Genomic DNA, 17,562 nt, shown 5'->3' on the forward strand with positions numbered 1-17,562 from the left:
ACGGGTCTGACGTGAAGCGCACTTTCGGCCTCGCTTCAAGGAAGCCGATGGCGTAAGAGCGGCGATGGAAAACAACCGGTTTGAAACACCTGTGACCGTCAAATCCGTCACGGCGGGAAGCACTCAGCTCTTGCGTTCGGCAAGGGAGGCTTCCGATTACCTCCTCAACAACTGGCCCGGCAAGCGCAGCCCCAAGCATCGTGCGGCGCTGCAGGCCTGTCACGACGCGCTCGCCGGCGACAAGCCGGCGATGAATGCCAGGCGCGCTTTCATCGCCGCGGCGCGGGAAGTGGATGTCTTCATCAGCGACAAGGCGCCAGCCTGATATTAGCTCGCGGTTTGGGCTGACAATTGGATTTGAGGCTCGGCCCGCATTAGCGGGCCGGATGCCGTTAATCCTTCGTTTCGGTCTCAGTCTCGGTTTCAGGCTTCGTACGTTCGCGCGCGGCAACCTTGGCCGCCAGCTTTTCAGCCTTCTTGGCCGCTTTCTGGCGGTCGCGCTCCTTGCGTTCCTGATCGTAGTTTGGTGCTCGCGCCATGTCGGCTCCTTTTTGTGACTGCCTTGCGGCCCTGAGCCTGCCTAGGAGCATTAGCCGTCAAACACAACAGCCGAAGCGATAATGCGTGGCTGCTGGCATCGAAGAGATGCGGGCGCTTGCCAGATCGGCGCCACAATGATGTAGGACATGCGGGCGCCATGGATTGAGAACCGCCCGTTTGTTTTGATCAAGTGACCGATGGCCACAATTTCGCGGACCGCAGCAAGAGTTTTCTATTATGCGAGAAACGTCGCGCGCGATGTCGCTCCGCAAGCGTTGTTTCGTGCCCGGCTGGCTGGCCGTCTCGAAAGGGCCAGGCTTTCCGGTGAGGCGGCGCGCCGCAGGCTGAATTACTACAACAAGTTGCAGGATGGTTTCGCGCCAAGCGCCGATGCCATGCGCATCGGCAAACTGCCCTTCACGCCGACCATGTACTATTACGACCTCAAGGAGTTCGCCCGCTACTTCGATCCCGGCCTGCTCATCGACCTGGAATTCGGCGACGTCAGGAATGTCCCCAAGGTGCCTTCGATCGTCAAGGACCGGCCAATCTGTGCTGACGACAAGAACGCGATCATCATGAAACTCGACAAGTTTCGTCATTTCCAGATGCCGGCTGACGCGATGTCGTTCGCCGACAAGCTGCCGTCCGTTGTCTGGCGCGGTGATCTCAACAATCCGATCAGGACAAGATTTCTGAACGCTGTGCGCGACCTGCCGTTCTGCGATGCCGGTTCGCACAAGCCGAACGCACCGCCCGAATACGCCAGGCCTTTTCTCAGCATCAGCCAGCACCAGCGCTATCGCTACATCGTCTCGCTCGAGGGCAACGACGTGGCGACCAATCTCAAATGGATCATGAATTCGAAGTCGCTCTGCATGATGCCGCCGCCGACCTATGAGACCTGGTTTGCGGAGCGGCAGCTCGAAGCCAACGTCCACTATGTGCCGCTCGCGGCGGATTTCTCGAACCTTGAGGACCACGTCGCCTATTTCGAGCGGAATCCGGCGGAGGCGGAGCGCATCATCGCGGCTGCGAACGCCTATTGCCGGACATTCGACGACGAACAGACCGAGCAGACGATCTCCCTGCTGGTGCTCTACAAATACTTCGTGCTGTCGGGCCAGATCAAACCGGATGCCGAGGTGTGGCGCTACATAACGGGCTAGTTGCGGCGCTCGGTCGAGGCCGCCAGCCGCATTCGGGCGCTATCGGAATGCGTGGCTGGATGGTAGGGCAATCATGCTGCGGGAACCATCCCGACCTTCACTTGTTCAACCGCGTTTATCTTTGATCAAAAGAGTCCATGGCCACCCTCCAACGAACGACGGCAAAGGTCTTCTACTATGCGCGGAACGTCGTGCGCGATATCGCGCCCCAGGCGATCTTCCGGCGGCGATTGGCCAGCCGCCTACAGCAGGCCAGGCTCTCGGACGAGGCCGTGCGCCGGCGACTGAATCACTACAACAAGCTGCAGGACGCTTTTACACCAGGCCCGGATGCTGTGCGCATCGACAAGATACCGTTTGAACCGAGCATGTACTATTACGACCTGAAGGAATTTGCCCGCTATTTCGATCCATCATTGCTCATCGACCTGAAGTTCGGTGATGTCATCGGCGTGCCCAAGCTGCCGACCCTCGTCAAGGACCGGCCGATCCGCGCCGACAACGGCAATGCCGTCGTCATGAAGTTCAACAAATTCCGCCACTTCCACATGCCCCTCGATACCGTCGCCTTCGCCGATAAGCGCCCTGCCGTGGTCTGGCGCGGCGACCTCAACAACCCGATCAGGACACGGTTCCTGGATGTCGCGCGCGACTTGCCGTTCTGCGATGCCGGTTCGCACAAGCGCAGCGCACCGGCTAAGTACAGCAAGCCTTTCCTCAGCATCAGCCAGCACCTGCGCTATCGCTACATCGTCTCGCTGGAGGGCAATGACGTGGCGACCAACCTCAAATGGATCATGAATTCCAACTCGCTCTGTCTGATGCCGCCGCCGACCTACGAAACATGGTTTGGCGAGAGCCAGCTCGAGGCCGGTGTCCACTATGCGCCGCTCGACCCGGATTTTGCCGATCTCGGCGAAAAAGTGCGCTATTTCGAAGCGCACCCGGCCGCGGCGGAGCGCATCATCGCCGCAGCCAATGCCTATTGCCGCAAATTCTCCAATGAACGGGACGAGCATGCGATCTCGTTGCTGGTCCTCTACAAATATTTCGTGCTCGGCGGCCAGATCGAACCCGATCCCGAACTCTGGCGGTTTATCGGCGGCTAGCTCTGCTCTCGGCCTGACGCCGATCAGATATCGCTGCGGTCGAGAACCAGGTCGGCGGGGCCGAAGCGATCCTTCGCTGTCAGTTGCTGGTGCCAGTAGGGGTAGAGCAGAGCCGGCCGGCTGACCGCGTCGAGGCGCTGGCGTTCTTCGGTGCCGAGCTTCAGGGCCGCCGCCGCAAGGTTGTCCTTGAGCTGAACGTCATTGCGGGCACCGATCACCAGCGAGGAGACGGCAGGGCGTCCGAGCAGCCAGGCGAGCGCCACCTGCGCCGCCGAGACGCCACGATCCTTGCCGATCTCGACCAGCACATCGACAATCCGCCACAGCCGGTCCTCGTCGCGGATCGGCGGCTCGGACCAGCCGGCAAGCTGGCGAGCGGTCGGGCTGTCGCGGCGGTATTTGCCCGACAGCAGGCCGCCGGCGAGCGGGCTCCAGACCAAAACGCCCAGCCCTTGGTCGACCGAGATCGGCAAGAGCTCGTACTCGGCCTCGCGCGCTTCCAGCGTATAGTGGATCTGCTGGGTGACGAAGCGTTGCTGGTGACGGCTGTCGCTGATGGAAAGCGCCTTCATCACCTGCCAGCCGGAATAGTTGGAGCAGCCGATGTAGCGCACCTTGCCCTGGCTGACCAAACTGTCGAGCGCGGCAACGGTCTCCTCGAGCGGAGTGAGGCCGTCCCATTGGTGGACGAAATAGATGTCGATGACATCGGTCTTCAAGCGCTTCAGGCTGCTCTCGCATTCACGGATCAGATGATGGCGCGACAGGCCCTCGTCGTTCGGGCCCTTGCCGATCCGCATCCGCGCCTTGGACGCGATCAGCACATCGTTCTTGCGCTTGCCGCCGAGAGCTTCGCCTATGATCTCTTCGGAGAGGCCGTTGGAATAGACATTGGCGGTGTCGATGAGGTTGATGCCGGCATCGATGCACATATCGATCATCCGCTTGGCTTCGGCGAGATCGCTGTTGCCGACCGCGGCGAAGGGCCCGGCGCCGCCGAATGTCATGGTGCCAAGCGTCAGTGTCGAAACCTTCAGGCCGGAACGGCCAAGGGTGCGGTATTCCATGTCAGATCCTCACGATTTTGTTGAAGAGGCGTGCCGGCAAGGCAGGCCTGGAAGGCGACCGCGCATTTGTAGGACAATTCGGCCGGCTTGTCGCCATGCGACGACGGTCGATCGATCAGACATCGCGGAATTTGCAACGTCGGCAATTGCGCCTGTGCTGCAATAAAACCGTCACCGCCGGCCTATATTGAAGTCGGCTCAGGTGTTTCCATTCCCGGCCGCCGGCCAGCAATTTGGAGCGCCCAGTGGTAACCGACAGGGCTTGCAAGCGGAGCAGTTGATATGACCGAGCTGAAACAGAATTCCCCTGCCAAGGACTGGCTTGAAGCCGAGCTCGCCGACACGCTCGACGAGGACTATGAGCTCGAAATGTCGGAGCCGGCCCTCTCGATGGAGATCGCCAAGATCTACAAGAACTCGCATCCGCCTTCGATCGATCGCATGCAGTATTTTCGCGACCTGATCAGCCTCCAGTCCGAATTGATCAAGCTGCAATCCTGGGTCGCCTACCACAAGAAGAAACTGGTGGTGATATTCGAGGGCCGCGACTCCGCTGGCAAGGGCGGCGTCATCAAGCGCATCACACAGCGGCTCAATCCGCGTATCTGCCGCGTCGTGGCGCTTCCGGCTCCGACCGAACGCGAGAAGTCGCAATGGTATTTCCAGCGCTATGTCCCGCATTTGCCGGCAGGCGGCGAGATCGTTTTGCTCGACCGCTCCTGGTACAACCGCTCCGGCGTCGAAAGGGTAATGGGTTTTGCCAGCCCCGAGCAGGTCGAGGAGTTCTTCCATGACGTGCCGGAGTTCGAGCGCATGCTGGTGCGCTCGGGCATCACCGTGGTCAAATATTGGTTCTCGATCACCGACGAGGAACAGCAAATGCGCTTCCTGATGCGGATCCACGACCCGATGAAACAGTGGAAGCTGTCGCCGATGGACCTGCAGTCGCGGGTGCGCTGGGAACACTACACCAAGGCCAAGGAGGAGACCTTCGCCCGCACCAACATTCCCGAGGCGCCCTGGTTCATCGTCGAGGGTAACGACAAGAAGCGCGCGCGGCTGAACTGCATCGACCATCTGCTCAAGCAGCTGCCGTATGAAGAGGTGCCGCACGAGGAGATCACGCTGCCGGAGCGCGTCTTCAACCCGGAATACGAGCGCCAGGTGCTGCCGCGCGAGCTTTACGTGCCGGAGAAGTATTGAGCGAGAGTTTTGTCCTTCTCCCCGTCACTATACGGGGAGAAGGTGCCGGGCAGGCGGATGAGGGGCGGCGCTGGCTTTGACAATTGAGCCCGGATAAACCCCCGCGCGCGCTATCTTCTTCTGCTGACACATTGCCATCGGACATGCTCGACAGCGCAATCTTCTAGCGCTAGCGCCGCCCCTCATTGTCCTGCCGGACATTTCTCCCCGTATAGTGACGGGGCGAAATGGGCTTTCGTCGAGGGTTTCTCCACCTTACGCCCGTTTGATGACGACGTGCGTGGCCAGTGCCGTCGCAACCTGTTCGCTGCACTGGTAGCCAAGATTCAGCATGTCGAGGCCCGCAAAAAGGTTCTCGCCTCTGCCAAGCAGCACCGGCGAGATCGCCACGTGCATGTCGTCGATCAGCTTTTCCTGCAGATACTGCCGGATGGTGGAGATGCCGCCGCCGACCCGCACATCCTTGCCTGACGCGGCGGCTTTGGCCTGTTCGAGAGCCGAATGGATGCCGTCGGTTACGAAATAAAAAGTCGTGCCGCCTTCCATCACGATGGGATCGCGCTTGTAATGCGTCAGCACGAAGGTCGGGACGTGATAGGGCGGATTGTCGCCCCACCAGCCCTTCCAGCTGTCGTCAGGCCACTCGCCCCGGATCGGCCCGAACATGTTGCGGCCGAGGATCCAGGCGCCGACATTCTCGAAGCTGCGCGCCGCAAAGTCTTCGTCAACGCCTGTCTCGCCGCCTTCCTGGCCAAACATCTTGCGGAAGGTGCGAGTGCTGAAAGCCCATTTGTGCAGGGCCGGTCCGCCGACACCGAGCGGATTTTCAAGGCTCTGATCGGGACCGGCGCCATAGCCGTCAAGCGACAGGCTGAAAGCGTTGACGCGAAGTTTGGACATGAGGACCTCCTCCTTGAGAACCGATTGTATTTTGCAAGTGGTTTCCTTCTAGCAAACTGATTTTGAATTGCAAGCGGTATTTCCGAGTCGGAAAAGGTGTGTCCGAATCTTGCGGCAGGCTACGGCCACCGCCTCATTGGCCCGTCAGTTCCATGAAGCGGATGTGATTGCTGAACGGGTCTATGACCTCGACCGTCAGCCGGCCGTCTTCATGCTCCAGGCCGGGCTTCATGTAGCGGTAGTCCTTGCCGGCAAGCTCTTTCTGGAAGTCGCGGATGCCCTTGATATAGACGACCATGTTGCCGCCCGGCGTCGCGTCGCCCGCATGTTCGGACAGGTGCAGGACAAGGTTGTCGCGCGAGACTTGGGTGTAGAGAGGGAAATTTTCCCCATAGCGGTGCTCCCAGTCCACGGTGAAGCCGAGGAAGCCGAGGTAGAATTCGTGCGCCTTGGCAACGTCGAAGATGCGCACGATCGGCGCCGTCCGTTCAAACACGATCTTGCCCTGGCCGGCTGGCGGCGCTTCGATTTTTGCCGACAGGATATTCCAGCTCGCCAGTCCAAACTGGCGCGCGACGATCTCAAGGGCCTCGCTGTGGCTGATCGTCAGGTCGCGGGCGGCAAGCGCCTCCCGCATGGCTTTCGCCATCGTCTTGGCGTCGCGATAGGCAAGCATGTCCGTTTCCTCGGGTCACGGCGAAGCCTTCGTCAGTGCCCGCGTTGCCGACGCCTTCGCCCGACGGGTGAAACGGGTCAGGAAGCATCATCGGGAGGCGTTCGCCATACCTCTTGGGCCGAGGTGCGGGCTGCCGGCCGCCTCCGGCCGTGCTTCCATCATAGCTGCAGCTGCCGGTTTTTGTCAGCGGGTTTTCGATAGAACCGCCGACCAGTCGAAAGAGTGGTGACATCTACTGAAGTGCCTTGCCCGGGAAGTCGGGCTACCCCTTCAGCATCACAGCCACTTCGGGCGCGAAATAGGTCAGGATGCCGTCGCAGCCGGCGCGCTTGAAGGCGAGCAACGACTCCAGCATCGCCTTCTCACCATCGATCCAGCCATTGGAATCAGCCGCCTTGATCATCGAATATTCGCCCGAGACCTGGTAGGCGAAGGTCGGCATCTGGAATTCGTCCTTCAGCCGGCGGATGATGTCGAGATAGGGCAGGCCGGGCTTCACCATCAGCATGTCTGCGCCCTCGGCGAGGTCCTGTTCGGCCTCGCGCACCGCCTCGTCCGAATTGGCGTGGTCGATGTAATAGGTCTTCTTGTCGCCCTTGAGCAGACCGGCGGTGCCGACCGCCTCGCGATAGGGGCCGTAGAAGGCCGACGCGAATTTGGTGGCGTAGGACATGATCGCCACGTCCTGGAAACCGTTGGCGTCGAGCGCGTCGCGGATGGCGCCGATGCGGCCGTCCATCATGTCGGACGGCGCGATGATGTCGGCGCCGGCCGCCGCCTGGATGACGGCCGCCGCCGCGACCTGTTCGACGGTCTCGTCATTGACGATGATGCCATCGCGCAGGATGCCGTCATGGCCATGGCTCGTGAACGGGTCGAGTGCGGCGTCTGTGATGATGCCGATCTCGGGTACCGCGTCTTTGATGGCGCGTGTGACGCGGTTGATGATGTTTTCAGGGTCGAGGATGTGGGAACCCGTCTGGTCGCGCAGGCCGAGATCGACGTTGGGGAAGGTGGCAAGGGCCGGGATGCCGAGCTTGGCCGCCCGTTCGGCCTCCTTGACGGCAAGGTCGACCGAAAGCCGGAAGACGCCGGGCATGGCGGCAATCGGCTCTCGGACATTCCTGCCCTCGACGACGAAGATCGGCCAGATCAGGTCGTCGACCGAAAGCCTGTTCTCCTGCACGAGCCGGCGCGACCAGTCGGCCTTGCGCATGCGGCGCAGGCGGCGGCTGCCGGTGACGTCATCGACGCTGCGCGCGCCGGCAGCTTTTGCTGGGGTGAATTTGTTCATGGCCAAAACTCCGGATCGGTGGCTTTTACCACGAGCCCTTGGTGCTGACCAATGCGACACGTTTGTGCCAGTGCCGAAAGCTCCCTGTAGCGCTGTCCACCACGCCTGTTGGTTCAGGGCTGCCCGTTGCCCGAAAGGATCTGTGCCGCGCCTCCGATTGCCACGCGGAACGCCTCGTCGAAGCTGACACCGCGCACCTGCCAACGATAGGTCTTGCCGTGATCGGCCAGTCGCCAATCGGCGATCCACCCCAGTTCCTCGTCGCTCCATACGATGCTGCCGGCGAGCGCTCGGTCGCCTCCGGCTTGTTTGGCCACCCGATCCAGCCTTGCCATGTCCGTCGCGCGTAGCGCTCCTTCACCAAAGTCGGCAAGTTGCGCGGCTTTCGGAAACGCGACATGCATCAGCATCGGACCGGTGGCATTGACGAAGGATTCGCGCATCGTCTCGCCACGTCCTTCCTCGGCGCTCAGCATGAAATGCCGCGCGCCTTGTTCGGTCGTGAGGAAGACGGTGAGTGTCGGTCGATCGCCAAGCCAGGGCCTGCTGCCGAGCGACGCCAGCAGCCTGTCGATCACGTCAGGTTTGTAGAAGCAGGTGAGATCATGCGGCCGGTCATGCGTCCCTTGCTCGTCATGGATCGGAATGCCCTCCATCCGGTCATGGTAGCGGAACGAGTCGACAAAGCTGCCGGCCTTGTCGCGCAGCGCGTCCATTTCGCGTCTGGCAAGCAGCCGCTGATCGCCCGAAACACGGACGAGCACCTTGTCGAGGCAGGTCCTGAAGCCGAGCTGACGATTTTCTTCACCCTGGCCGGTGACAATGGTCTGCGAGTGGTAAAGGTCGCCAAGGTCGGCTGCCCCTGCGGGGACATTGGTTGCCCACAAAAACGGCAGGCAACTCAGAACAAAGGCAAAGCGCAAAAATTGCGGCATGGCTAACTATCCTGCTCTCGGCCTGTCGTACCGGCCACCAATGTCTAGCATCGGCGACCGCTAGCCGCCAAGATCGAGGCGGCCAGGCTGCAGCCATTGACGCACCCATGTGCCGCCTTTAGCACTTCAGTCCCGCAGGCGCGGGAACAAGGATTCTCTGGCGATGGATTTTGGTGGAGGCGACGAAATTCGCTTCGAAAGGTTGGGCAGGGCCGGGGTCGTCACGCTGACGCGGCCGCAGGCGCTCAACGCCGTCACCCATCGCATGATCAAGGCGCTGGGCAAGGCCCTGCGGTCTTGGGAGCGCGACGAGGGTGTGGATGTCGTCATGGTCAAGGCCGAGGGCAGGGCGTTTTCGGCCGGGGGCGACATCCTGCACATCTACGAAGCCGGCCGGGCTGGAAACCCACCGGTCGAATTTTTCGCCGACGAGTATCGCCTCAACGCCTACATCGCGCGTTTCAAGAAGCCCTATGTGGCGCTCATCGACGGTATCGTGATGGGCGGCGGGGTCGGCATTTCCTTCCACGGTTCGCACCGGGTGATGACCGAGAATGCCCAGTTCGCCATGCCGGAGGTCGGCATCGGCTTTTTCCCGGATGTCGGCGCCAGTCATCTGCTGCCCGACCTTGGCGGTTCCTTCGGCATGTACCTGGCGCTGACCGGGAACCGCATTCGTTATGGCGATGCGCTGTGGTCGGGGCTGGCCACCCACACCATCAAGGCTGAAGACCAGGCAAGCTTCCTCGATCGGCTGGCGCTGACGGGCGATCCGGAATCGGTGCTGCGCGGTTTCTTTGTTCCGGCCAAGCGGGAGACCGACAGGCCGATCCTGGAGGCGATCTCCCGCCATTTCGCCCAACCGTCGCTGCCGGATCTGATCGACAGCCTGGACCGCGCGGGCAATGACGAATTCGCCACCGGGACGCTGGCAACGATCCGCACGCGCTCGCCGACCAGCCTTCGCGTCGCCTGGCGACAGATCAGCGCCGGGCAGACATTGTCGATGGACGACTGCATGAGGATGGAGTTCCGCATCCTGAACCGGATGCTGGCCGGCCACGATTTCTACGAAGGCATCCGCGCCGCCATCATCGACAAGGGCTCGAAGCCGCAATGGCGGCCGGCAGCGATCGATGCGGTTAGCGAGGCGGATGTCGAGGCCTATTTTGCCCCGCTCGGCGATCGGGAGCTCGAGTTGTGAGCGAAGTGACATCGAGACGCGTCATCCTGCAGCCCTCGACGGTCGAGGTGATCTTCGCCTGGTTCCAGCGCGTCATCGCGGGCTACTGCCTGCTGTTCGGCATCCTCTACTGGATCAAGCTGATCGGCTTCTATCCGGGCTCGCTGTGGCGGTTCGACCTTATGCCGGTGCATTGGCAGGTGGCGGCGGTGATGCTCGCCGTGTTCTTTCCCTTCGCTGCGGCGGGGTTGTGGATGCTGGCGTCCTGGGGTCCGGTGATCTGGTTCATCTGCGCGGTCACGGAGACGGTCATGTATGCCGGCTTTCCCGAGCTTTTCGGCCATCGTCTGCTGATTATCGTCTCGCATGCCTGCGTGGCGCTGCTCTATATCGTCTTTCGCGTCGTCATATACCTGCAGAAACGACCGGCACGGCACTAATGTATGTCGCCCCGAAGTGTCCTCGGTTCCGGGACAACGACATGCATAAAATCAGAAGCCTGCGGCAGGTCGGGCGAATCCTATTCGCCGCGACATGCTGCAAGCCCTTGTACGCGTTGACGACCTGGCGACCGCCTGAATCCGGCGCGGCGATCATTGCCTAAATCTTTAGGTTAATCATCCTTGCTCGGGTGACCGTTCGTTAAGCGTCTTGCGAAACCTCTTACCGGTAAGCTCTTGTTAGCCCTAGCGTTTAAGTCGAATTTTATGAGTATTCGATAGTGTCGCGATCAAGGTGAAAAACAAAAAATCACCAAGGCGACAAACGAGAGGCAAAGACAATGATCAATTCGCGTCCGGCGGCGAAGACCGCCAACGTTTCCGACGATCGCCGCGAGGCTATCCGTTCCCTGTACATGGAATCGCTGCAGCTGGTCGAGCGCCTGCACCGCCGTCTGCTTGATGTCATCAAGGACGAATTCGACCGCAACGGCCGCTCCGACATCAACGCCATCCAGGCGCTGCTGCTCTTCAACATCGGGAATTCCGAGCTGACCGCCGGCGAACTGCGCTCGCGTGGCTATTATCTCGGCTCGAACGTTTCCTACAATCTGAAGAAGCTGGTCGATCTCGGCTTCATCAACCACCAGCGCTCGCGCATCGACCGCCGTTCGGTCCGCGTCTCGCTGACGCCGAAAGGCAATGAAGTGGCAGACGTGGTTGCCGGTCTTTATGAGCGCCATGTCGGCTCGATCGAACAGGTCGGCGGCATCAACACCGACGAGTTCAAGCAGATGAACCGCGCTTTGCAGCGCCTCGACCGCTTCTGGAACGACACGATTGCCTACCGGATGTAAGAGCATCCAGGAAACGGAGCCCCGCCGCAGAAGCGTGGCCGAAACAGCGACCTTCAGTCAGGGCCGGTGCCGAAAAGCACCGGTCTTTTCTTTTCGCGCGTTCGGCCAAAGCAAATTACGGGCCAAGGCCACGTTGCCGCCATATTCCAATGGAACCGAGAGCGGCAGTGATGCTGTGGTGAAGACCATGCGTCCACCCGCAACCGTGTCGCGCCCCTTGCCTTGGTCGCCAATGTGATACGGACCATGGTTGGCTAATTGTTAAGATTGCCGATTTTAGAGTGCGGGCGAGATCGCGCGATGGTCGACGCAGCAAGTGATCGAACCGCTACAAGAATGTCTGGAACGTCCATGAGAACCAGCCGCCGCTTTTTCCTTTCCGGAGCCTCCGCGCTCGCCGCCGCCGTGGTGGCTGGGCGTGCGAATGCGCAGGATGTGATCGGGGATATCCTGAAATCCTCGGCCCGCGGCAACTGGGACGATCAGTTCGATGCCCGCGCCAGCGAAGGCGGCAAGGTGGCCTCGACGCTGCCCATCTTCAGTCCCCAGACTGTGGCCTTCACCGAGCAGGCGGTCGCGCAGTATCAGAACATTGTCGGGCAGGGCGGTTGGACGGACGTTCCCGCGACCAAGAAACTGCAACTCGGCGTCGACGATCCGGATGTGGTGCCGCTGCGCAAGCGCCTGATGGTTGCGGGCGACCTGTCGCAGAGCGCCGGCATTTCGACGGCTTTCGATTCTTATGTCGATTCGGCGGTCAAGCGCTTCCAGTTGCGCCACGGCCTGCCGGCTGACGGTTCGATGGGCAAATACACCTACGCCGCGATGAACGTTTCGGCGCAGATCCGGCTCGGCCAGTTGCAGACCAATCTGCAGCGGCTGAAGGAAAAGGCCGGCACGCTGGGCAGCCGTTACGTGTTGGTCGACATTCCGGCGGCGCAGATCGAAGCGGTCGAGAACGACCGCGTCGTGCTTCGCCACACCGCGATCGTCGGCAAGATCGATCGCCAGACGCCGATCGTCAATTCCAAGATCAACGAGATCATCGTCAATCCGTACTGGAACGCCCCGGTCTCGATTGTGCGCAAGGACATCATTCCGTTGATGCGGAAGGATCCCGATTATCTCAAGAACAGCCATATCCGCCTGTTCGCGCCCGATGGCAGCGAAGTCGATCCGATGAATGTGGACTGGTCGACGGACGATGCCGCCAAGTACCGTTTCCGCCAGGATCCCGGTTCGGAAAACGCCATGGCGTCGGTCAAGATCAATTTCCCGAGCCCGGACGGCGTCTACATGCACGACACGCCGCAGCAGAGCCTGTTCGGCAAGATGATGCGCTTCGATTCCTCGGGCTGCGTGCGTGTCCAGAACGTGCGCGATCTCGTCACCTGGATCCTTCGCGACACGCCCGGCTGGGATCGCCAGCATTTCGAGGCGGCCATCAAGACCGGCCAGAACACGCCGATCCAGGTCACCAACCCGGTGCCGGTGCATTTCCTCTATCTCTCGGCCTGGTCGACAGGACCCGGCGTCGTCCAGTTCCGCGACGACGTCTATGCGCTCGACGGCAACAGCGAACTGCAGATCACGTCTTCGCTGTAACGAGCTGATATTTTTTCCAAAAAGCCGCTCTCAGGGGCGGCTTTTTTGTTGCGGACGCCGTCAGATCCACTCATTCGGCCGGCTGGACGAAGCTCAGGCGATTGGCGATGGTCGGCAAACAGCCGGGATCGTGCCATGGACGTCGCCATCTTCATTCTCGTCGTGCTCATCTTCGTTGCGCTGTCGGGCGCGCTCGTCCGGCTGGTTCGGGTGCCGCTGCCGGTGCTGCAGATTGCCATCGGCGCGGCCCTTGCTTGGCCTGCCAAGGGGCTGCATGTGGAGATCGATCCGGAACTTTTCCTGCTGGTGTTCATCCCGCCGCTCCTGTTCGGCGACGCCTTCGCGGCGCCCAAGCGCGAACTCGTCGCCTTGCGCGGACCCATACTCGATCTCGCCGTCGGGCTCGTCTTCTTCACCATTGTCGGCTTCGGCTATGCCTTGCATTGGCTGGTGCCGAGCATTCCGCTCGTCGTCGCATTCGCGCTGGCTGCCGTGCTGTCGCCGACCGACGCCGTGGCGGTGTCCGCGATCGTCGACAGGAATGTGGTTCCGTCCCGGTTGATGCACATATTGGAGGGCGAGTCCCTGCTCAACGACGCGTCGGGCCTAGTCATGTTTCGCTTTGCGGTGGCGGCGGCATTGACCGGCAGCTTCTCCTTCGCGGGAGCCTCGCTCAGCTTCCTCTACGCCGTCGCCGCCGGCATCCTGGGCGGTGTCGCGGCGCTGTTCATTGCCGCCAAGGCGCTGCAGCTGCTCAACCGCATCGGCGGCGTGCCAGCGGAGGCGCAGGTTCTCGTCATGATCCTGCTGCCTTTCGTAGCCTATCTCGGCGCCGAGCATGTCGGCGCCTCGGGCATCCTGGCGGCGGTCACCGCCGGCCTGCTGACTGGGGTTTCCGGCATGTACCGCTTCCTCGGTGTGTCGGCGCGCATGCAGACCCTGTCGCTTTGGGCGACGCTCACCTTCGTCTTCAATGGCGCTCTGTTCATCCTGCTCGGCCTGCAGCTTCCCGACATCATCCGCAAGGTCCCACCGGAACTGTCCAGCCGTCATTGGCTGATCGAGCCGGTGGCGACGGTGCTGATCCTGACGCTCTGCCTGATCGGACTGCGCTTCCTGTGGATCTGGGTCGGCGACATCGCCCAGGCGATCGCGGCACGCATCGGCAAACGCGAGTCCGAGCCGTTCGGATTTCGCGTCCGGCTTGCCGGCTCCGTGGCCGGCGTGCGCGGCGCCATCACATTGGCGGGCATCCTGTCATTGCCGCTCGCTTTGCAGGACGGCTCTCCCTTTCCGGCACGCGATGTGGTGATCTTCCTTGCCGCCGGCGTCATCATCTGCTCGCTTCTGATCGCCAGCCTTGCCTTGCCCAGGATAGCGCGGGGGCTGGTCGAGCCGGGCAAGGATCCGGCGGCGGCGGAAGAGCGCCGTGCGCGCGTGGGCGCCGCCAATGCGGCGATCGCCAGGATCGAGAGCATCGCCAATGAGGCGGGCGAGGGCGAAGCGGTCCAGGCTCGGCTGGCCGTCGCCGACAGCATCGTGGCAGGTTACCGTAGACGCATCGCGGCTTCGGACGAAGCCGACGAGGCCCGCGCCGAGGCTCGCGAGGCCGGCAGGCTGGAACTGGAACTCAGGGTGGCCGGCATCGAAGCCGAGCGCTCCGCGCTGCGCGCCATGTTCCGCAGCCAGGAGATCAACGATCACACGATGCGCGCGCTGTTTTCTGAAATCACCTTGACCGAGGCCTTGTTGAAGCAGCGGCGGGACAGGAAATAGCGATCCGCCGCGATCCGTTGGCGCAAACCGGCCAGCAAATTTCGCGCTGCAAACGTGGCGAGCCCAAAACAACTGTGTTAATGGCCCGGCGAACGCAATGCATGTCGCCCAAGGCCGTTGAGTGGTTCGGGACGACGGCGTGCACGAATTTGCCCTTCCAACCCTAGGGGAACTCAGGCCATGGCAACAGCAGCGGCGGCGTCCAACAAATTCGAATCCTTCTTCGAAACCACTTTGGAAGATGCCGATCCGGAGATCTTCGGCGCCATCCGCAACGAGCTCGGTCGCCAGCGCCACGAGATCGAACTGATCGCCTCCGAAAACATCGTCTCGCGCGCCGTGCTCGAGGCGCAGGGGTCGATCATGACCAACAAATATGCCGAGGGCTATCCGGGCAAGCGCTACTATGGCGGCTGCCAGTTCGTCGACGTGGCCGAGGAACTGGCCATCGAGCGTGCGAAAAAACTGTTCGGTTGTAACTTCGCCAACGTCCAGCCGAATTCCGGCAGCCAGATGAACCAGGCGGTGTTCCTGGCGCTGCTGCAGCCCGGCGACACTTTCATGGGCCTCGACCTCAATTCCGGCGGACATCTCACCCATGGCTCGCCGGTCAACATGAGCGGCAAGTGGTTCAAGGTCGTCTCCTATGGCGTGCGCAAGGACGACCATCTGCTTGACATGGACGCCATCGAAAAGACCGCGCACGAGACCAAGCCGAAGCTGATCCTGGCCGGCGGCACAGCCTATTCGCGCATCTGGGACTGGAAGCGTTTTCGCGAGATCGCCGACGCCGTCGGCGCCTATCTGATGGTCGACATGGCGCACATTGCGGGCCTCGTTGCCGGCGGTGTGCATCCCTCGCCCCTGCCGCACGCCCATGTGGTGACGACCACCACGCACAAATCGCTGCGCGGCCCGCGCGGCGGCATGATCCTGTGCAATGACGAGGATATCGCCAAGAAGATGAACTCGGCGGTGTTCCCCGGCCTGCAGGGCGGACCGCTGATGCATGTCATCGCCGCCAAGGCGGTGGCCTTCGGCGAAGCGTTGAAGCCGAGCTTCAAGGTCTATGCCGAAAGCGTCGCCGCCAACGCCAAGGCGCTTGCCTCCAGCCTCAAGGAAACGGGCCTCGACATCGTCTCCGGCGGCACCGACAACCACCTGATGCTGGTTGATCTCAGGCCCAAGAACGCCACCGGCAAGCGCGCCGAGGCGGCCCTTGGCCGCGCCAACATCACCTGCAACAAGAACGGCATCCCCTTCGATCCAGAGAAGCCCTTCGTTACCTCTGGCGTGCGGCTCGGCACGCCCGCCGGCACCACGCGCGGCTTCGGCCAGGCCGAGTTCCGCGAGATCGGCAAGCTGATCGCCGAGGTGCTGGATGGGCTCAAGGTCGCCAATTCCGACGAAGGCAATGCCGCGGTCGAGGCGGCGGTCAAGGCCAAGGTCGTCGCATTGACCGATCGATTCCCCCTCTATCCCTATCTCGGTTGATTCCTTATCTCGGTTGACCGGGCGCGAAGCGTCATCTTTTATCCACCGGCATCGCGTCACCCCTGATCGGGTGACGCATCGAACCGGAGAATTGATGATGCGCAATTTCTGTCTTGCTTCTCTCGGCGCCTTCGGTTGGCTGGCCGCCTGCGGCCCCGTTTTGGCGCAGACGCAGCCCGCCGCGGACATGCCTGCCACCAGCACTTTCGGCCGGTGGACGACCATGGTCGATACGCTCGACACCGGCCAGGACGCGCACAAGACCTGCGCGGCTTCCACAGCCTTCTTCGATGCGAGTGGCAATTCGGGCACGCTGACATTGTCGATCTCGACCGGCGACGCGCTGCCGCCCGATGCTTATCCGGCAATCTTGATCACCATCGACAACAAGAGCCTGCTAACCGGCAAGAAGATCGCGGCGACTTTCGGCGATCCCGGCGTCAAGGTTTCGACGACTGTCTATTCCAATGACGCCGTCAACGGCCGTCCGAGCTGGACGATCGACAACCAGGCCAAGACCAGTCTTGCGCTGCTGCGGGCCATGCGCCAGGTTACCTCGCTCGATGTTGCGTTCGGCAAGCAGGCTGTCGCCAGCATTCCGATGGACGGTTTTACAAAGGCCTATCGCAATCTCGGCGCGTCTTGTGGCTTTCCAACCAAGGACGTGGCGCCATAGCGGGCTGGCCGGCGCAACTGCTTGCCGTGCTGGCAATCTTCCTCGCGCCTCGCTATCTCTGAGGTACGGCAGGCCGTGGAAAAGCGGAACTGCTTCAATCCGCACCGGAAAGGTTCTAAGCCTTTCACCCCACCAGATTCGCGAACCCAAGGCTCTCCATGCGCTGTCCCTATTGCCAGTCCGAAGATACGCAGGTGAAGGATTCGCGCCCCGCCGAGGATGGCGCGGCGATCCGCCGGCGGCGTGTCTGCCCCGATTGCGGCGGCCGTTTCACGACGTTCGAGCGCGTGCAGTTGCGCGACCTCGTCGTGGTCAAGAAGTCGGGACGAAAAGTGCCGTTCGACCGCGACAAGCTGTTGCGCTCGGTCGAGATCGCGGTGCGCAAGCGCAATGTCGACCCCGAGCGCATCGATCGCGCGGTGACCGGGATCGTGCGCCAACTGGAAAGCTCCGGCGAAACGGAAGTGGCCTCGGGCGAGGTCGGCCGGCTGGTCATGGATGCGCTGAAATCGCTCGACGATGTCGCCTATGTGCGCTTCGCCTCGGTCTATCGCAATTTCCGTGAGGCCAAGGATTTCCACGAGCTGCTCGGCGAGCTGAAGGGGGACGAAGAAAAGAGCGAAGAGGACGCCGGCTGA

The 17,562-nt window shown here is 61.9% G+C and carries 18 protein-coding genes; 12 read left to right on the forward strand and 6 right to left on the reverse strand.

Annotation, left to right across the window (positions count from 1 at the left end; all coding sequences use genetic code 11):
• Window positions 1–91 precede the first annotated feature (91 nt).
• On the forward strand, window positions 92–325 hold the full coding sequence (locus LB571_RS10530; protein WP_245262889.1) for a DUF982 domain-containing protein: 234 nt from the start codon (window positions 92–94) through the stop codon (window positions 323–325).
• A gap of 67 nt (window positions 326–392) precedes the next feature.
• Here the strand turns inward: LB571_RS10530 and LB571_RS10535 are convergent, their stop codons facing one another.
• Complete coding sequence (locus tag LB571_RS10535; protein WP_015318263.1) at window positions 393–539, reverse strand: hypothetical protein; 147 nt, start codon at window positions 537–539, stop codon at window positions 393–395.
• Window positions 540–737: 198 nt separating this feature from the next.
• On the opposite strand from LB571_RS10535, the gene LB571_RS10540 reads away from it, so the two are divergent.
• Entirely contained in the window at window positions 738–1,709 is a 972-nt protein-coding gene (locus tag LB571_RS10540; protein WP_015318262.1) for a glycosyl transferase family 90, read from the forward strand.
• Between the two features lie 137 nt (window positions 1,710–1,846).
• Complete coding sequence (locus tag LB571_RS10545) at window positions 1,847–2,818, forward strand: glycosyl transferase family 90 (RefSeq protein WP_224594299.1); 972 nt, start codon at window positions 1,847–1,849, stop codon at window positions 2,816–2,818.
• A 23-nt stretch (window positions 2,819–2,841) separates the two neighbouring features.
• Here the strand turns inward: LB571_RS10545 and LB571_RS10550 are convergent, their stop codons facing one another.
• Window positions 2,842–3,885 carry an aldo/keto reductase gene (locus LB571_RS10550; RefSeq protein ID WP_140661935.1) on the reverse strand — a complete coding sequence of 348 codons (1,044 nt, stop codon included), beginning with the start codon at window positions 3,883–3,885 and terminating at the stop codon, window positions 2,842–2,844.
• 282 nt (window positions 3,886–4,167) lie between these two features.
• On the opposite strand from LB571_RS10550, the gene ppk2 reads away from it, so the two are divergent.
• A complete protein-coding gene (ppk2, locus tag LB571_RS10555) occupies window positions 4,168–5,088 on the forward strand; it encodes a polyphosphate kinase 2 (protein ID WP_015318259.1) in 921 nt (306 codons plus the stop codon).
• Between the two features lie 255 nt (window positions 5,089–5,343).
• Here ppk2 and LB571_RS10560 read toward each other — a convergent pair whose 3' ends face one another.
• The 4 genes from LB571_RS10560 to LB571_RS10575 form a co-directional block, all read right to left on the reverse strand.
• Window positions 5,344–5,988 carry a dihydrofolate reductase family protein gene (locus tag LB571_RS10560; protein ID WP_140661936.1) on the reverse strand — a complete coding sequence of 215 codons (645 nt, stop codon included), beginning with the start codon at window positions 5,986–5,988 and terminating at the stop codon, window positions 5,344–5,346.
• Window positions 5,989–6,121: 133 nt separating this feature from the next.
• Complete coding sequence (locus LB571_RS10565; RefSeq protein WP_224594304.1) at window positions 6,122–6,664, reverse strand: glyoxalase superfamily protein; 543 nt, start codon at window positions 6,662–6,664, stop codon at window positions 6,122–6,124.
• Between the two features lie 262 nt (window positions 6,665–6,926).
• The gene (gene hemB, locus LB571_RS10570) at window positions 6,927–7,958 is read right to left on the reverse strand and encodes a porphobilinogen synthase (protein WP_224594307.1); all 1,032 of its coding nucleotides are present in this window, start codon (window positions 7,956–7,958) and stop codon (window positions 6,927–6,929) included.
• 113 nt (window positions 7,959–8,071) lie between these two features.
• Window positions 8,072–8,893 (reverse strand): DUF2066 domain-containing protein, encoded by an 822-nt coding sequence (locus tag LB571_RS10575; RefSeq protein WP_224594310.1) that lies wholly within the window; start codon window positions 8,891–8,893, stop codon window positions 8,072–8,074.
• 163 nt (window positions 8,894–9,056) lie between these two features.
• On the opposite strand from LB571_RS10575, the gene LB571_RS10580 reads away from it, so the two are divergent.
• From LB571_RS10580 to nrdR, 8 genes are all read left to right on the forward strand, one after another.
• Complete coding sequence (locus tag LB571_RS10580; RefSeq protein ID WP_140787645.1) at window positions 9,057–10,097, forward strand: enoyl-CoA hydratase/isomerase family protein; 1,041 nt, start codon at window positions 9,057–9,059, stop codon at window positions 10,095–10,097.
• Window positions 10,094–10,516 (forward strand): DUF6163 family protein, encoded by a 423-nt coding sequence (locus LB571_RS10585; RefSeq protein ID WP_015318253.1) that lies wholly within the window; start codon window positions 10,094–10,096, stop codon window positions 10,514–10,516. The genes LB571_RS10580 and LB571_RS10585 overlap by 4 nt, the downstream gene beginning before the upstream one ends.
• Before the next feature lie 341 nt (window positions 10,517–10,857).
• Window positions 10,858–11,373: a transcriptional regulator LdtR gene (gene ldtR / locus LB571_RS10590; protein ID WP_013896002.1), complete on the forward strand. Its 516-nt coding sequence runs from the start codon at window positions 10,858–10,860 to the stop codon at window positions 11,371–11,373.
• Window positions 11,374–11,724: 351 nt separating this feature from the next.
• Window positions 11,725–12,978 carry a murein L,D-transpeptidase gene (locus LB571_RS10595; RefSeq protein WP_140661940.1) on the forward strand — a complete coding sequence of 418 codons (1,254 nt, stop codon included), beginning with the start codon at window positions 11,725–11,727 and terminating at the stop codon, window positions 12,976–12,978.
• Window positions 12,979–13,113: 135 nt separating this feature from the next.
• Window positions 13,114–14,754: a Na+/H+ antiporter gene (locus tag LB571_RS10600; RefSeq protein WP_224594313.1), complete on the forward strand. Its 1,641-nt coding sequence runs from the start codon at window positions 13,114–13,116 to the stop codon at window positions 14,752–14,754.
• A gap of 180 nt (window positions 14,755–14,934) precedes the next feature.
• Entirely contained in the window at window positions 14,935–16,248 is a 1,314-nt protein-coding gene (gene glyA / locus LB571_RS10605) for a serine hydroxymethyltransferase (RefSeq protein WP_015318249.1), read from the forward strand.
• A gap of 97 nt (window positions 16,249–16,345) precedes the next feature.
• A complete protein-coding gene (locus tag LB571_RS10610) occupies window positions 16,346–16,924 on the forward strand; it encodes a hypothetical protein (RefSeq protein WP_015318248.1) in 579 nt (192 codons plus the stop codon).
• Window positions 16,925–17,082: 158 nt separating this feature from the next.
• Window positions 17,083–17,562, forward strand: a complete 480-nt coding sequence (nrdR, locus tag LB571_RS10615) for a transcriptional regulator NrdR (RefSeq protein WP_015318247.1) — start codon at window positions 17,083–17,085, stop codon at window positions 17,560–17,562.

Origin of the sequence: Mesorhizobium sp. BR1-1-4, from assembly GCF_020165375.1 — a bacterium.
Taxonomy (GTDB): Bacteria; Pseudomonadota; Alphaproteobacteria; order Rhizobiales; family Rhizobiaceae; genus Mesorhizobium; species Mesorhizobium australicum.

Coding starts and splice junctions, on each gene's coding strand:
- LB571_RS10565 (WP_224594304.1), bottom strand. CDS start 6,664: ATGCTTGCCTATCGCGACGCCAAGACGATGGCGAAAGCCATGCGGGAG.
- LB571_RS10610 (WP_015318248.1), top strand. CDS start 16,346: ATGCGCAATTTCTGTCTTGCTTCTCTCGGCGCCTTCGGTTGGCTGGCC.
- LB571_RS10600 (WP_224594313.1), top strand. CDS start 13,114: ATGGACGTCGCCATCTTCATTCTCGTCGTGCTCATCTTCGTTGCGCTG.
- LB571_RS10575 (WP_224594310.1), bottom strand. CDS start 8,893: ATGCCGCAATTTTTGCGCTTTGCCTTTGTTCTGAGTTGCCTGCCGTTT.
- glyA (WP_015318249.1), top strand. CDS start 14,935: ATGGCAACAGCAGCGGCGGCGTCCAACAAATTCGAATCCTTCTTCGAA.
- LB571_RS10595 (WP_140661940.1), top strand. CDS start 11,725: ATGAGAACCAGCCGCCGCTTTTTCCTTTCCGGAGCCTCCGCGCTCGCC.
- LB571_RS10540 (WP_015318262.1), top strand. CDS start 738: ATGGCCACAATTTCGCGGACCGCAGCAAGAGTTTTCTATTATGCGAGA.
- ppk2 (WP_015318259.1), top strand. CDS start 4,168: ATGACCGAGCTGAAACAGAATTCCCCTGCCAAGGACTGGCTTGAAGCC.
- LB571_RS10550 (WP_140661935.1), bottom strand. CDS start 3,885: ATGGAATACCGCACCCTTGGCCGTTCCGGCCTGAAGGTTTCGACACTG.
- LB571_RS10535 (WP_015318263.1), bottom strand. CDS start 539: ATGGCGCGAGCACCAAACTACGATCAGGAACGCAAGGAGCGCGACCGC.
- hemB (WP_224594307.1), bottom strand. CDS start 7,958: ATGAACAAATTCACCCCAGCAAAAGCTGCCGGCGCGCGCAGCGTCGAT.
- nrdR (WP_015318247.1), top strand. CDS start 17,083: ATGCGCTGTCCCTATTGCCAGTCCGAAGATACGCAGGTGAAGGATTCG.
- ldtR (WP_013896002.1), top strand. CDS start 10,858: ATGATCAATTCGCGTCCGGCGGCGAAGACCGCCAACGTTTCCGACGAT.
- LB571_RS10560 (WP_140661936.1), bottom strand. CDS start 5,988: ATGTCCAAACTTCGCGTCAACGCTTTCAGCCTGTCGCTTGACGGCTAT.
- LB571_RS10545 (WP_224594299.1), top strand. CDS start 1,847: ATGGCCACCCTCCAACGAACGACGGCAAAGGTCTTCTACTATGCGCGG.
- LB571_RS10580 (WP_140787645.1), top strand. CDS start 9,057: ATGGATTTTGGTGGAGGCGACGAAATTCGCTTCGAAAGGTTGGGCAGG.